Annotated in this window: 15 protein-coding genes (1 of these 15 running past the window's edge); 8 read left to right on the top strand and 7 right to left on the bottom strand. The window is 70.1% G+C overall.

Translation table 11 applies throughout. The features are described 5' to 3' along the window. Both AMK58_RS13070 and AMK58_RS13065 read left to right on the top strand, forming a co-directional pair. Positions 1-1,492: the 3' portion of an ATP-binding protein gene (locus tag AMK58_RS13070; RefSeq protein WP_059398973.1), read on the top strand. The gene continues 71 nt to the left of window position 1, outside the view; only the last 1,492 of its 1,563 coding nucleotides appear in the window; its start codon lies off the left edge, out of view; the stop codon is at positions 1,490-1,492. A 24-nt stretch (positions 1,493-1,516) separates the two neighbouring features. Further along, positions 1,517-2,356 (top strand): APH(6)-I family aminoglycoside O-phosphotransferase, encoded by an 840-nt coding sequence (locus tag AMK58_RS13065; protein WP_051140058.1) that lies wholly within the window; start codon positions 1,517-1,519, stop codon positions 2,354-2,356. A gap of 54 nt (positions 2,357-2,410) precedes the next feature. On the opposite strand, the gene AMK58_RS13060 is transcribed toward AMK58_RS13065, so the two are convergent. Next, on the bottom strand, positions 2,411-2,818 hold the full coding sequence (locus tag AMK58_RS13060) for a hypothetical protein (RefSeq protein ID WP_035670867.1): 408 nt from the start codon (positions 2,816-2,818) through the stop codon (positions 2,411-2,413). Between the two features lie 45 nt (positions 2,819-2,863). On the opposite strand from AMK58_RS13060, the gene AMK58_RS31125 reads away from it, so the two are divergent. Then, positions 2,864-4,693: a tetratricopeptide repeat protein gene (locus AMK58_RS31125; protein ID WP_104675348.1), complete on the top strand. Its 1,830-nt coding sequence runs from the start codon at positions 2,864-2,866 to the stop codon at positions 4,691-4,693. Positions 4,694-4,700: 7 nt separating this feature from the next. Here AMK58_RS31125 and AMK58_RS13050 read toward each other — a convergent pair whose 3' ends face one another. After that, positions 4,701-4,922: a hypothetical protein gene (locus AMK58_RS13050; protein WP_014239111.1), complete on the bottom strand. Its 222-nt coding sequence runs from the start codon at positions 4,920-4,922 to the stop codon at positions 4,701-4,703. Between the two features lie 72 nt (positions 4,923-4,994). Beyond that, positions 4,995-5,153, bottom strand: a complete 159-nt coding sequence (locus tag AMK58_RS30410) for a hypothetical protein (RefSeq protein WP_155903385.1) — start codon at positions 5,151-5,153, stop codon at positions 4,995-4,997. A gap of 228 nt (positions 5,154-5,381) precedes the next feature. On the opposite strand from AMK58_RS30410, the gene AMK58_RS13045 reads away from it, so the two are divergent. The 5 genes from AMK58_RS13045 (at position 5,382) to AMK58_RS13025 (ending at position 10,850) form a co-directional block, all read left to right on the top strand. Continuing rightward, the gene (locus AMK58_RS13045) at positions 5,382-6,989 is read left to right on the top strand and encodes an ABC transporter substrate-binding protein (RefSeq protein WP_035670878.1); all 1,608 of its coding nucleotides are present in this window, start codon (positions 5,382-5,384) and stop codon (positions 6,987-6,989) included. Between the two features lie 165 nt (positions 6,990-7,154). Further along, complete coding sequence (locus tag AMK58_RS13040) at positions 7,155-8,174, top strand: ABC transporter permease (RefSeq protein ID WP_035670880.1); 1,020 nt, start codon at positions 7,155-7,157, stop codon at positions 8,172-8,174. Beyond that, positions 8,171-9,082 carry a nickel transporter permease gene (gene nikC, locus AMK58_RS13035; RefSeq protein WP_035670884.1) on the top strand — a complete coding sequence of 304 codons (912 nt, stop codon included), beginning with the start codon at positions 8,171-8,173 and terminating at the stop codon, positions 9,080-9,082. The genes AMK58_RS13040 and nikC overlap by 4 nt, the downstream gene beginning before the upstream one ends. Before the next feature lie 11 nt (positions 9,083-9,093). After that, positions 9,094-10,077, top strand: a complete 984-nt coding sequence (locus tag AMK58_RS13030; RefSeq protein WP_104675346.1) for an ABC transporter ATP-binding protein — start codon at positions 9,094-9,096, stop codon at positions 10,075-10,077. After that, positions 10,074-10,850, top strand: coding sequence for an ABC transporter ATP-binding protein (locus AMK58_RS13025; RefSeq protein WP_035670887.1), 777 nt, complete (start codon positions 10,074-10,076; stop codon positions 10,848-10,850). The genes AMK58_RS13030 and AMK58_RS13025 overlap by 4 nt, the downstream gene beginning before the upstream one ends. A gap of 4 nt (positions 10,851-10,854) precedes the next feature. Here the strand turns inward: AMK58_RS13025 and AMK58_RS13020 are convergent, their stop codons facing one another. The 4 genes from AMK58_RS13020 to AMK58_RS13005 all read right to left on the bottom strand — a co-directional run bounded on the left by AMK58_RS13020 (position 10,855) and on the right by AMK58_RS13005 (position 14,047). After that, positions 10,855-11,382 (bottom strand): MarR family winged helix-turn-helix transcriptional regulator, encoded by a 528-nt coding sequence (locus tag AMK58_RS13020; RefSeq protein WP_035670890.1) that lies wholly within the window; start codon positions 11,380-11,382, stop codon positions 10,855-10,857. 123 nt (positions 11,383-11,505) lie between these two features. Beyond that, entirely contained in the window at positions 11,506-12,417 is a 912-nt protein-coding gene (locus AMK58_RS13015) for a DMT family transporter (RefSeq protein WP_035670893.1), read from the bottom strand. A 129-nt stretch (positions 12,418-12,546) separates the two neighbouring features. Next, positions 12,547-13,278, bottom strand: coding sequence for a metallophosphoesterase family protein (locus AMK58_RS13010; RefSeq protein WP_035670897.1), 732 nt, complete (start codon positions 13,276-13,278; stop codon positions 12,547-12,549). Continuing rightward, the gene (locus tag AMK58_RS13005) at positions 13,271-14,047 is read right to left on the bottom strand and encodes a nucleotidyltransferase family protein (RefSeq protein ID WP_035670899.1); all 777 of its coding nucleotides are present in this window, start codon (positions 14,045-14,047) and stop codon (positions 13,271-13,273) included. The genes AMK58_RS13010 and AMK58_RS13005 overlap by 8 nt, the downstream gene beginning before the upstream one ends. Between the last annotated feature and the right edge of the window lie 158 nt (positions 14,048-14,205).

Genomic DNA, 14,205 nt, shown 5'->3' with positions numbered 1-14,205 from the left:
CGAGGAGCTGCTGGCAACCCGCCTGCTGGTGCAGGGCAACTCCGGTTCCGGCAAGTCGCACCTGCTGCGCCGCCTGATCGAGCAGAGCGCGCGCTGGGTGCAGCAGGCGGTGATCGACCCCGAGGGCGACTTCGTGACTCTGGCCGAGCGCTTCGGCCACATCGTGGTGAACGCCGACGAGCACAGCGAGGCCGCCCTGCAGAGCGTCGCCGCCCGCGTGCGCCAGCACCGCGTCTCCGTCGTGCTGAACCTGGAGGGGCTGGACGCGGACATGCAGATGCGCCACGCTGCGGCCTTCCTGGGCGGGCTGTTCGACGCCGACCGCGACCACTGGTACCCCATGCTGGTGGTGGTGGACGAGGCGCAGCTCTTCGCCCCGTCGGCCGCCGGCGAGGTGTCGGACGAGGCGCGCAAGGTCTCGCTGGGCGCCATGACCAACCTGATGTGCCGCGGCCGCAAGCGCGGGCTGGCCGGGGTGATCGCGACGCAGCGCCTCGCCAAGCTCGCCAAGAACGTGGCGGCGGAAGCCTCCAACTTCCTGATGGGCCGCACCTTCCTGGACATCGACATGGCCCGCGCCGCCGACCTTTTGGGCATGGAGCGCCGCACGGCGGAGATGTTCCGCGATCTGGAGCGCGGGCATTTCATCGCGCTCGGCCCGGCCATCTCGCGCCGCCCGCTGCCGCTGCGCATCGGTGCCGTCGAGACGCAGGGGCGGGCCGGCAGCCCGAAGCTGATGCCGCTGCCCGACACCCCGCTGGAGGACGCGCGGGAGCTGATCTTCAGGCCGGGCGAGCCGGAACCGCCGCGCCTGCCGGTGCGCCGCCCTTCGACCAGCGCCAGCGCCGATCTGCTGGCCCAGCTCTCCCGCCCGCGTCCCCTGCCGGTGGAGCCGGAGGTCGGGGACACCACCCCCACGCTGCCCATGGAGGAGCCGGAAACGCCGGAGCAGGCGGCGGAGCGCAAGGCCGCCTATGAGGCGATCCTGCGCGAGGTGCTGGCCGATCCGGAGGCGCCCTACCGCTCCATCGCCGTGCTGTACCAGGACTTCCTGGTGCGCTGCCGGACGCAGGGGGTGAGGGGTGAACTGCTGGAGTTGCCGGCCTTCCGGCGCAAGCTGGCGGCGGCCCGCGCCGGGGCGGGGAACGGCACCCAAGAGAATCCCGCTTGGGAAAAGGCGACCCAGGTCGCGGCGACCTTGCCGGAGGACATCCAGGTCGTCTTCCTGCTGCTGGCCCGCGCGGCGCTGGACCATCTGCCCTGTCCGTCCGACGCCGAGGTGGCCCGCGCCTGCGGCAGCCGGTCGCGCGGGCGGGCGCGGCGCCTGCTGACCTACATGGAGCAGCGCGGCTTCGTCGCCACGCGCAGCGGGCTGGGCAACACCCGCAGCATCGCCCTGCCGGCGCTGGGCTGGGAAACCGCGCTGGGCGATCCGAACGCCGACGACGGCTCAGAGGGGCCAGAGGACGGCGGGCTATTCGCCACCGCCTGAGGCGCCGTTTCCAGGAGGATTCCCATGGGCGCGCATGCCGTTATCCCCCCGGAGGTCGGAAGGTTCGTGGAGCTGTGGGGCCTGCTCCCGGACGCCCCTCTGCGGACCACGCACTCCAGTTGGGTGCTTCCGGTCCGGCACGAGGGGGCACCGGCGATGCTGAAGGTCGCCCGGACCCCCGATGAGCGGTCGGGCTACCGGCTCATGACGTGGTGGAATGGGCAGGGGGCCGCCAGGGTCTTCGCCTCGTCCACGGACGCCCTGCTCATGGAGCGGGCGGCGGACGGTGCCGACGATCTCGCCCGGATGGCCTGGTCGGGCCGGGATGAGAACGCCTGCCGCATCCTGTGCGACACCGTGGCCCGCCTGCATGCGCAGCGGCCCGGCCCGCTTCCGGAGTTGCACCCGTTGGAGCGCTGGTTCCAGCCGCTTTTCCAGCTTGCCACGGAACAGGCAGCGCTGGCGCCCGCCGCGGACATTGCGCGCCAGCTCATTGCCGCTCCCCGGGCCGTCGGCCCGCTCCATGGCGACCTGCACCACGAGAACGTGCTCGATTTCGGTGAGCGGGGGTGGCTGGCGATCGATCCCCATGGGCTGCTTGGCGAGCAGGCCTTCGATTACGCCAACATCTTCACGAATCCGGACCTCAGCGATCCCAGCCGGCCGCTCGCCACCATGCCCGGCCGGCTGGAGGCCCGGTTGGGTGTCGTGATCGAGGCGACGGGGATCGAGGCCGGGCGGCTGCTTCGCTGGATCGTCGCGTGGACGGGTCTGTCGGCGGCCTGGTTCATCGAGGATGGCGACGATGAGGGCGCGGCGATCGATCTCACGATCAACGCGATGGCGCGCCGCCTGCTCGGGTAGCGGGATCCGGCGGATGGCCGGCTGGAGCCTTGGGACACGCCCTCTCCGCTCTTGTCACTCGTCGTCCGGCTCGATCCCGGCGGCCAGGGCGTGGGCCAGACGCCCGGCGGCGGCGACCTCGGCCATGGCCTGCTGCGCCGTGGCGGCGATGCGCGCGGTGCCCTCCGGCGTCGGCTGGTAAAGCACCGGATCGGGCAGGCGCTCGACGAAGTCCCAGGCGCCGGTGGCGGGGTCCCAGACCTCGAACACGTCGGGGTTGGGGCGGCGGGCGACCCAGGCGCGGGCGGCGTTGCCCTCGGCGCGGAAGCGCACCCCGAAGAAGCGGCTGGCCGCCATGGCCCCGATGGCCGCGGTCAGATCGCCGTCGGCGTCCGGGCAGCGCTGCGTCAGAGCGGCGCGCAGGGCTTCCGCCAGGGCGCGGCGGTCGTCATGATGGGGAAGGCCGTCGGGATCGGTTCTCATGGCCCGCGATGGTAGAGGGACGGTGCGCCTCCGCAAGCGGGCGCGATGTCGCAAGCCCCCCTGAACGTTCCCGGAGTCGTCATGGTCAGCCTGTCCGAAGCCTATGCCATCGCCATCGGCCACCACCGGGCCGGACGGATGGGCGAGGCCGCCGGGGTCTACCGGGCGATTCTCGACGCCGATCCGCGGCAGGCCGACGCGCTGCATCTGCTGGGCGTCCTGGCGGGCCAGACCGGGCGGAGCGAGGAGGCGGTGTCGCTGATCGCCCAGGCCATCGCGCTGGACCCAGGGGCGGCGGACTATCACGACAATCTGGGCAGTCTGCGCCGCGGCGGCGGTGATGCGGCGCGGGCGGCCGCGCAGCACGCACGCGCCCTGGCGCTGGAGCCGGGGCGTGCCAAAGCCACCTTCAACCGGGGGCTGGCGCTCGGCGATCTGGGCTTGGTGGGGGAGGCCCTCAACTGCTTCCGCGCCGCCCTGCGGATCGATCCCGGCTATGGGGCGGCGGCGCTGGCGGCGGGGCGGCTGTTGGCCGGTGGGCCGGAACCGCTGGCGGCGGGGTGCTGGCTGGCCCATGCGCTGACATTGGCGCCGGACAGCGCAGATGCCTGGGCGGCCGTGGGGCGGGCGCGGCTGGCGGCGGGAGAGGCTGATGGGGCGGTGGCGGGCTACGGCCGGGCGGCGCGGCTGCGTCCGGACGACGGGGCGGCGCTGAGCAACCTCGCCATGGCGACCTTGCAGGCAAGCGGCGCCCTGCCGGAATTTCCCCGCGCCGACCGCCCGGAGGCAAGCTGGGGCGAACCGCTCGCCCGCGCGCTCGACCTGTTCCTGGCGGCGCTGGAGCGCGGCGCGGGCGAGGTGACGGAGGCGGCGCTGTTCCGCTCCGCCGTGCTGACCATCCACCGCGGCATGCTGGACGACGCGCGGCTGGAGCGGATCGCCAAGCGGGCGCGGGACCGGCTGAGGCGGGCGCCGGGAGACGGTGCAGCGGCGGCCTGCATCGCCCATGGCCTCTACCGCCGGGGGCGGCTGGTGGCCGCCTCGCGCCTCGCCCGGCGCTGTCTGCGCGGCTGGTCGGAGGAGGCGATCCGCGCCGACCAGCAGGCGGTAAAATGGCGGCAGGTCGATGCGCGCCCGGTCTTCCTCGGCACGCTCGCCGGGTATCGGCCGCGAATCGCCGAGGCGGGGGAACGGTCGATGCCGGTTCCGCCCGCGGCTGGTGGTGGCGCGATCCTGCTGGTCAGCGTCGATTTCCGCTATTGGCGGCGCTTCGGCGGCTGGTTTCTGTCCCATGCGCTGAAGGACGCGCCGGGCGACCGCGTGCATGTCCACATCGTGAACCCCGGTGCGGAGGATTGCGCCGACCTGGACCGCCGCTGCGCCGCCCAGCCGGGGCGGCTGTCCTGGTCGCTGGAGCGCATAGACTTGTCCGCCCACGCGCCGGGGGCGGAGACCACCTATTACGCCTGCGCGCGCTTCTTCGTGGCCCTGGACCTGCTGGAACGGACGGGGGCGCCGGTCTTCATCACCGACATCGACGCCCGCTGCACGGCGCCGCTTCCGCTGGATTTGCGCGACGGGACGGGCTGGGACCTGACGATCATGCGCGACCGCCGCGCCCGCGGGCCGTTCGACGACATCATCGTCAGCTTCCTCGGCATTGCGCCGACCGCGGCGGGGCGGGAGTTTCTCGGTCTCGTCGGCACCTACATCGGCTGGTTCTTCGACCGGGGCGAGGCGGCCTGGACGCTCGACCAGGCGGCGCCCTACGCCGCCCTTCACGACTGGATGCGGCGCGGGCGGGTGCCTCGGCTGCGGGAGTACGAATTCCTGCGCCTGCCCTGGTTCGATTTCCCCGTGAAGGGCGAGGGGTGACGGGCCGCTAGGCCGCCTGGACGCTGTTGTCCTTGCGCCGGGACAGCTGCAACTGGCCGTCCAGGCACTTCACGTAGGTGGTCTTGCCGGCCTTCAGATTGTCGCAGACGGTGACCAGCGCGCGCGGAATCGCCGCGAATTCCTTCGAGCCGCGCGACTGCGTGTTGTAGGCGGCGAGGTGCTGGCGCAGCCCCTCCTTCGACACCGGCTTTCCGTCGTTCCCGATCATGGTCGTCCCCGCGTGTGTGGTCCTTGAGGGACGAGGCTACGCGGGGACGGTGCCGGACTCAACGCCCCGGACTCAACGTCCGCTGTCGTCCGTGGACTGGTCCGCCGGTTTCCCGCCGTCGCCGGTCCAGTCGTCGGTGATGTAGCGCTGCGCGTCGCTGATCTTCTCCACCTCGTCGCGGCTCGGCGGCTTGGGCACGCGCGACTGGCCGTTCTCGCGGTCCTGGTCCATGGATCCTCCATCGCTTTGCCAGTGATGTGGACGGACGGGCGGGATCGGCAAGCCTGTTGCGGACCGGGTTAAGGCGTTCGCGTTCGATCACGGGGGCCGCTATGACCGCCGCCCGCTTGACAGGCGAACCCGCGCCGCCGGATCATCCGGCCGTTAACCGCTAAGAATTCCAAAGAGAATTCGCCCCGTCCGGGGTCGTTCCGGGATCACGCAGGGAGTATGGGAACCATGAACACGCTCGCGCGCCGTCTGGCCGGTGCCGCCCTTCTGTCCGCCGGTCTTTCCTTCGGCTTTGCGGCCACGCCGGTCCTGGCCGACACGCCGAAGGACACGCTGGTCATGGCTTGGCAGTTCGACGACATCGTGACGCTCGATCCCGGCGAAATCTTCGAGCTGTCGGGGGCCGAATACGGCGCCCAGGTCTATGACCGGCTGATCCGCTTCGACGTCAACGACGTCAGCAAGATTTACGGGCAAGTCGCGGAAAGCTGGACCGTCTCCGACGACGGCAAGACCTTCACCTTCACCATCCGTGACGGCATCAAGTTCCACTCCGGCAACCCGCTGACGGCGGAGGATGTGGCCTACTCGCTCCAGCGCGCTGTGAAGATGAACAAGGGGCCGGCCTTCATCCTGACCCAGTTCGGCCTGACGCCGGAGAACGTCGACCAGAAGGTCCGCGCCACCGACCCGCGCACCCTGGTGTTCGAGACGGACAAGACCTACGCCCCGACCTTCGTGCTCTATTGCCTGACCGCCGACGTCTCCGGCGTGGTCGATGCCAAGCTGGTCAAGAGCAAGGAGGTCAACGGCGACTTCGGCGCCGCCTTCCTCAAGGCCAACTCCGCCGGGTCCGGCCCCTTCGTCCTGCGCCAGTGGAAGGCCAGCGAGCTTCTGTCGCTGGAGGCCAACGCCAACTATTGGGGCGGCGCCCCGGCGGTGAAGCGCGTGCTGATCCGCCACATCGCGGAGCCGGCGACCCAGCGCCTGCTGCTGGAGAAGGGCGACGTCGACGTGGCCCGCAACCTGAAGCCGGAGCAGTTCGAGCCGCTGCGCGGCAACGACAAGATCCGCATCGTCCAGGCGCCCAAGGGCACGCTCTATTATTTCGGCCTGAACCAGAAGAACGAGGTGCTGGCCAAGCCCGACGTGCGCAAGGCCTTCAAGTACGCCGTGGACTACGACGGCATGGCGAAGACCATCATGAACGGCCTCGGCACCGTCCATCAGGCTTTCCTGCCCAAGGGCTTCCTCGGCGCGCTGGAGGAGAACCCGTACACGTACGATCCGGCCAAGGCGAAGGAACTGCTCCGCCAAGCCGGCTATCCGGACGGCATCACCGTGACGATGGATGTCCGCAACACCTCGCCCAGCATGGACATGGCCCAGGCCATCCAGGGCAGCGCGGCGGCGGCGGGCATCAAGATCAACTTGCTGCCGGCGGACGGCAAGCAGGTGGTCACCAAGTACCGCGCCCGCAACCACGAGGCTCTGCTCTACCAGTGGGGCGCCGACTACCAGGACCCGAACACCAACGCCGACACCTTCGCCGCCAACCCGGACAACGCCGACGACGCGAAGGCCAAGCCGCTGTCCTGGCGCAACGCCTGGGACATCCCCGAGCTGACCAAGAAGACCGCCGCCGCGGTCGAGGAGCGCGACACCGCCAAGCGCGCGGCGATGTACCAGGAGCTTCAGCGCGAAGTCCTGGAGACCTCGCCCTTCGTCATCATGTTCCAGCAGACCGAGGTGATCGCGGAGCGTAGCAACGTCGAAGGGCTGGTCTGGGGCCCGAGCTTCGACAGCAACTATTATTGGAAGGTCAGCAAGAAGTAAGGGGGCTTTTTATCTTCCCGCACTTCATCCCCTCTCCCCTCCGCTCACGCGCAAACGAAGTTTGCGCTGACGCGACAGGCGGACCTTTGGTCCGCCGAAAGCGGGGAGAGGGTTTTTGCTTTCAAATTCGGGTGAAACTTGGCCGCTATCTTGAAACGATGGGGGATGCCGGGGCGGCGCCATGCGATTCGCGGGGCGGGGCTGCTCGTCTCGGTGGCGCTGACCGTCCTCGGCCTCCTGCTCGTCACCTTCCTGATCGGGCGCGTGGTGCCCATCGACCCGGTGATCGCCGTGGTCGGCGACCGCGTGTCCGCCGACACCTACGCCCGCGTCCGCCAGGAGCTGGGGCTGGACCTGCCGCTGTGGCAGCAGTTCCTGCGCTACGTCGGCGACGTGCTTCAGGGCGATTTCGGCACCTCGGTGCTGACCTCCCGCCCGGTGCTGGAGGACATCCTGCGCGTTTTCCCGGCGACGCTGGAGCTGGCTACCGCCGCGCTGGTCGTCGGTGTGCTGCTGGGCATCCCGGCGGGGGTGATGGCCGCCGTCCATCGCGGGCGCTGGCCGGACCATCTGATCCGGGTGATCGGGCTGATCGGCCATTCCATCCCGATCTTCTGGCTGGGGCTGATGGCGCTGCTGGTCTTCTACGCGCGGCTCGACTGGGCGCCGGGGCCGGGGCGGGTGGACGTCTTCTACGAGGGGCTGGTCGATCCGGTGACCGGGGTCATCACGGTGGACGCCCTGCTGGCCGGCGAGAGCGACGTGTTCTGGAGCGCGCTGCACCATCTGGTGCTGCCGGCGGGAATCCTCGGCCTCTACAGCGTGGCCTACATCGCGCGCATGACGCGCAGCTTCATGCTGGACCAGCTCCGCCAGGAATACATCACGACGGCCCGCGTCAAGGGCATGTCGGAAGCGCGGGTGATCTGGCGCCACGCGCTGGGCAACATCGCGGTGCCGCTGACGACCGTGGTGGCGCTGTCCTACGCCTCGCTGCTGGAGGGGTCGGTGCTGACGGAGACGGTGTTCGCCTGGCCGGGGCTGGGGCTCTACATCACCAACTCGCTGCTGTCGGCGGACATGAACGCGGTGCTGGGCGGCACGCTGGTGGTGGGGGCGGTCTTCATCGGCCTGAACCTGCTGTCCGACCTGCTGTACCGCCTCCTCGATCCGAGGGCTCGATGATGCACGTAACGGAAAACGGGCTGCGGGCGTGGCTGACGGCGGAGACTCCGCAGTCCCGCGGGCAGGCACGGCTGGGCCGGGTCTATCTGGGCTGGCTGGCCTTCACGCGCAACCGGCTGGCCATGATCGGGCTGGGCATCGTGCTGCTGCTGGTGCTGATGGCGGCGCTGGCCCCGCTGCTCGCGCCCTATGACCCCTACATGCAGGACCTGTCGCAGCGTCTGCTGCCGCCCAGCGCGGCGCACTGGCTGGGCACCGACGCCTTCGGCCGGGACATCCTGTCGCGCATCCTCTACGGCTCCCGCCTGACGCTGATGATCGTGGCGCTGGTCGCGGTGACGGCGCCGGTGGCCGGGCTGCTGATCGGGACGGTGGCGGGCTATCTCGGCGGCTGGGTGGACGCGGTGCTGATGCGCGTCACCGACATCTTCCTGGCCTTCCCCAAGCTGATCCTGGCGCTGGCCTTCGTCTCGGCGCTGGGGCCGGGCATCGAGAACGCCATCATCGCCATCGCGATCACCAGCTGGCCGCCCTACGCCCGCATCGCGCGGGCCGAGACGATCACCATCCGCAAGAGCGACTTCATCAGCGCCGCGCGGCTCCAGGGCGCCTCGACGCCGCGGATCATCCTCGGCCATGTCGTGCCGCTCTGCTCCTCCTCGCTGATCGTGCGGGTGACGCTGGACATGGCGGGGATCATCCTGACGGCGGCGGGGCTGGGCTTCCTCGGCCTCGGCGCGCAGCCGCCCGCCCCGGAATGGGGCGCGATGATCGCCACCGGGCGCCAGTATGTGCTGGAGCAGTGGTGGGTCGCCACCATGCCCGGCATCGCCATCTTCGTGGTCAGCCTGGGCTTCAACCTGCTGGGCGACGGCCTGCGCGACGTTCTGGACCCGAAAGGCCAATGACCCAAGCGCCAATGAGCGAGACACCTCTGCTGGAGGTCGAGAACCTCCGCATCTCCTTTCCCACCCGGACGGGCGTGACGCAGGCGGTGCGCGGCGTCTCCTTCACCGTCGGGCGGGAAAAGCTGGGCATCGTCGGCGAGTCCGGCTCCGGCAAGTCGATGACCGGGCGGGCCATCCTGCGGCTGGTCCCGCCGCCCGGAATCGTCACCGCCGACACGCTGTCCTTCCAGGGCGAGGATCTGCTGACCCTGCCGGAGAATCGGCTGCGCGGCATCCGCGGGCGGCGCATCTCCATGGTCATGCAGGACCCGAAATTCTCGCTGAACCCGGTGATGACCATCGGCGCCCAGATCGCCGAGGCCTACCGCGTCCATTCCAGCGCCGGCAAGGCGGAGGCGAAGCGGCGCGCGCTGGAGATGCTGGAGGCGGTGCGCATCCGCAACCCGGAGCGGGTCTACGGCCTCTACCCGCACGAGGTGTCGGGCGGCATGGGCCAGCGCATCATGATCGCCATGATGCTGATCCCCAACCCCGACCTGCTGATCGCCGACGAGCCGACCTCGGCGCTCGACGTGACGGTGCAGATGCAGGTGCTGGCGATCATGGACGAGCTGTGCTCCAGCCGCGGCATGGGGATGATCTTTATCAGCCACGACCTGAACCTCGTGGCGTCCTTCTGCGACCGCATCATCATCATGTACGCGGGGCGGGTGGTCGAAACCTGCCGCGCGTCGGAGCTGCACGCGGCGAAGCACCCCTACACCCGCGGCCTGCTCGACAGCCTGCCGCGGCTGGACGACACGCGGGCGGAGCTGCCGGTGCTGGCGCGCGACCCGTCCTGGCTGGAGGATTTCCCCCCCTCTCCCCCCGGGGGAGAGGGTCGGGGTGAGGGGGCGTCGGCATCGCCGGAAGGTTCGGGAAAAGCGCAACCCCCTCACCCTAACCCTCTCCCCGGAGGGGAGAGGGGGCATGGTCCGGTGGAGGGCGGGCGATGATCGACGTCAAGGATCTGCGCGTCACCTTCGGCCATGGCGCCGACGCCGTGGCCGCCGTGCAGGGGGTGTCCTTCGCCGTGCGGGAGGGCGAGAGCTTCGGGCTGGTCGGCGAATCGGGCTCGGGCAAGTCCACGGTGCTGCGCGCCGTCGTCGGGCTGAACCACGATTGGACCGGGTCCATCGCCGTGGCCGGTGCGGTGCAAAGCCGGCGCCGCGAGAAGGGCTTTTTCAAGTCCTGCCAGATGGTCTTCCAGGACCCCTACGGCTCGCTGCACCCCCGCCACACCATCGACCGCATTCTGGCCGAGCCCATCGCCATCCATGGCTTGCGCGACGCCGACGCGCGGATCGACCGGGTGCTGCGCGACGTCGGGCTGGGGCCGCAGTTCCGCTTCCGCTACCCGCACCAGCTCTCCGGCGGGCAGCGCCAGCGCGTCGCCATCGCCCGCGCGCTGGTGCTGGAGCCGCGCGTGCTGCTGCTGGACGAGCCGACCTCGGCGCTCGATGTGTCGGTGCAGGCGGAAATCCTCAACCTGCTGAAGCGGCTGCGGGCGGAGCACGCGCTGACCTACGTGCTGGTCAGCCACAATCTGGCGGTGGTCGCCACCATGTGCGACCGGCTGGCCGTGATGAACCGTGGCCGCATCGTCGAGGAGATGGACGTGGAGGCCCTGCGTCGGGGGGCGGCGCGGGAGGACTACACGCGCCAGCTCTTGCGCGCCAGCCAGGGCTACGACCGCGCGGCGGCGGACAGCTTCAAGGACTTTGCCTGAGCGGTCAGCCCGCGTCCGGGGGGTGCGGGGCGGGCAGCGGAGTGGGACGGGCGGCCAGCGCGTCGGCCTGGGCCTGGAGCTTGGCCAGCAGGCCGTCGAGCTGGCCCATCTCCTCCTCCGTGAGCGCGCCGGTCAGCTCCCGCTCGTAGGCCAGCGCGAGGGGGACGATCTCCGTGTAGATCGCCAGCGCCTTCGGCGTCAGGGTCAGCTGCGCCTTGCGGCGGTCGGTGGCGCCCGATTCGCGCAGGATCAGGCCCGAATCGAGCATCCGGCTGATCGCCCGGCTGACCTGCACCTTGTCCATGGCGGTGCGCTGGGCGATCTCCCCCGCGCTCAGCGTCTCGCCGCCGCCCAGCACGGCGATGACCCGCCATTCCGGGATGGTGATGCCGAAGCGCTTCTCGTACAGCTTCGCCACCGTGTGGCTGACCGTGTTGGACAGCACCGACAGGCGGTAGGGCAGGAAGCGCGTCAGATGCAGCACCGGCGCGGCGGGATCGGCGCCGGAACGCTTGCGGCGAGGGGAGGCCATGGGGTGTCGCGCCTTATCGGAATGCGGGAACCGGGAGACGGTTTCTCCATCCTGCCCCGGAAATTGGCGGACGCAACCGTTTCAGATAAAATTTTTCAGCCGCCGGGAATTTGCCGGATTGCCTCAGCGGTTGACGATCAGCGCCACGCCCAGCACCGCCACGATGGCGCCCGCCCAGGCTCCGGCCCCCGGACGTTGGCGGGTCCAGACCCACAGCATCGGCAGGATCAGCACCGGGCTGGTGGCCGACAGGGTGGCGACCACGCCGGCATTGCCGTGGGCCAGCCCGATCAGCAGCAGCGTCATCCCCAGCCCCAGCCCGATGAAGCCGTTCACCACCACCTGGGCGAAAATGCGCGGCGTCAGGCCGGGGCCGAAGCCGAAGCGCTGGCCGGGCAGCAGCCCGCCCGCGAAGAGAAGCAGCCCCGACATGCCGACGCGCACCGCCGCCGCCGCGATGGGGTCGGCGCCCGCCGCCATCACCGGCCGGGCGATGACCGAGCCGGCGGCCTGGCAGACGGCGGCGATCAGGCAGGCGCCGACGCCAATCAGCAGGCGCCCCCGCACCGACTCCCAGTCATGGGGAACGGTGCCCGTGCCGTTCGGGACCGGGCTGGCGCGGAAGAAGATCGCCAGCATCACCCCGGCGGTGACCAGCGCGATGCCGACCGCCGTCCATGGTCCCAGAGCCTCTCCCAGCACGGCCCAGGCAAGGAGCGCGGTGATCGGCGCGTTGGTGGCGTAGATGACCGAGTTGCGGCGCGGCCCGATGCGCCCCAGCGCCCAAAACAGCGCGGTGTCGCCCATCACGATGCCGACCGCGCCGGACAGCGCCAGGATCGCCGCGCCTTGCAGGTCGAGCGTCTGCCAGCCGCCGAGCAGAGTCGCGGCCAGCGCCGTGCCGACGAAGACGATGCTCATGCGCAGGCGGTTGAAGGCGACCGAGCCGATGGCCCGCACCGGGCCGATGGCGATCAGCCCGCTGGCCGCCCAGCAGAGCGCGGCCCCCAGGGCGGCGAGGTTGGCGGTCAGCATGACGGGAGCTTAGAAAGGGCAGGGTGGGGCGCAGAATGGGGCATTGTGCCCGCACCCTATCCGGAACCCCGCCGGGGTGGTAGTGCGGCGGTCGCATGGCGGGGGTGTGGGGGCAATCGAAGCCGTCGCCTACAGCTCGATCAGCGCGTAGGGCCTCCCCGACTCCTTCTCGATGGTCTGGGCGACGTTGTAGACCGGCGTGCCGCGCAGGGTCTTGCCGGCGTAGCTGCCGTGGTGGGCGTGGCCGTGGACGACCGCCTGGACGTGAAAGCGGTCGATGGTCTCCGCCAGACGCGAGGAGCCGAGGAAAGGATAGATCTCCGTCGGCTCGCCGCGCACCGTCTCGGCGATCGGGGCGTAGTGCAGGACGACCATCGTCCGCTCGGTCTCCAGCTGGCGCAGCGCGCTTTCCAGCCGCATCGCCTCGTTCAGCGACTCCTGCACGAACTGCTTGATCGCCGGTTCGCCGAAGGCGTCGAGCATGCGGTTCTCGAAGCCGCCGCCGAAGCCCTTTACCCCGGCGAAGCCGACGCCGCGGATCTCCACCGGGTTGCCGTCGAGGAAGCGGACGCCCGCCTGCTCCAGGATGCGCTGAAGCTCCTCGACATGGCCGCATTCGTGGTCGTGGTTGCCCAGCACGGCGACCACCGGGATGCCGATGGCGCGCAGGTCCTCGGCCAGCACTTCGGCCTCGCGCGGCTTGCCGTGGTTGGTCAGGTCGCCGGCCAGCGCCAGGACGTCCGCCCGGTCGGCAATCTCCTGGAACAGCTCGCGGTAGGGATGGGTGGAGGTTTCCCCCACATGGATGTCGCCGATGGCGGCGACCTTGATGGTTCCTTCAGCCCGAATGTGTTCAACCATGCTTCGTTTCCTCGCCGACGACGTCGGCGAACCCCCAGTCCGTGACGTCGATCCGATAATCCTCGCGCGAGAACAGCCGCCCCCGGCAGATGCGGGTCTGCGGCACCGGCAGCTTCGCGCGCTCGTTCAGCCGGTCCAGAAGCTCCTGCAACAGCCAGGCGGGGATGTGGTCGCGCTCCGTCGGGTAGATGAAGCGGAAGTTCAGGACGTGCATCAGCAGCACCTCCCAATACTGCTCCATGTGGCCGAGCAGCCGTTTCCAGTCGATGTGGGCGTGCTGCTTCAGGATCATGTGGGCGACGTCGGGGCCGTCGTACTTGTGCCGCATCTGCACGAATGCCTTGGAGAAGACCATTTCCGTCGGCGGGATGAGCTGCACGTCGGCGCCGCAGACCAGCGCGCGGTGATCCTCCTCGAACCAGCGGTCGTTGACCGGGTTGATGGCGGCGGCGGAGTTGAAGATCACGTCGAAGAACAGGTCGCCGTGCAGGACCTTGCCGATCCAGCGCTCGTCCTCGATCTCCGTGCCGAAGCCGCGGTCCTGGAAATGCGCGAGGATGCGCGGAAAGTCGCCGCCCCGGCAGAAGATGTCGATGTCCTTGGTCGGCCGGGTGATGCCGGTGTAGGCGCTGAGCGCGTAGGTGCCGCCCAGCAGGAAGGGTATGCCGGACTCCTTCAGGACCTTCAGACTCTCCGTATAGAAGGCCTCGGCCTCGGCCGAGACATCCGCACGGCCTTCGCGCCCCCGGCTTTCGCGGTTGCCGTCCATCGCACCCCCTCTCCCCCGCCGTTGTCCATCGCGCCTTCAACAGGAGGAACGGGCGAAACGGCACCACCGGGCGGTGTCCACGGCGGGAAAAAGTCGGCCAAAGGCGGGCGGAACCGGAGCGCCGCTACACCGGTTGAGGGTGGTATTGCTGATGGGGA

Source organism: Azospirillum brasilense, assembly GCF_001315015.1.
Classification (GTDB): Bacteria; Pseudomonadota; Alphaproteobacteria; order Azospirillales; family Azospirillaceae; genus Azospirillum; species Azospirillum brasilense.
This window is presented reverse-complemented; position numbering and strand designations above follow the sequence as displayed.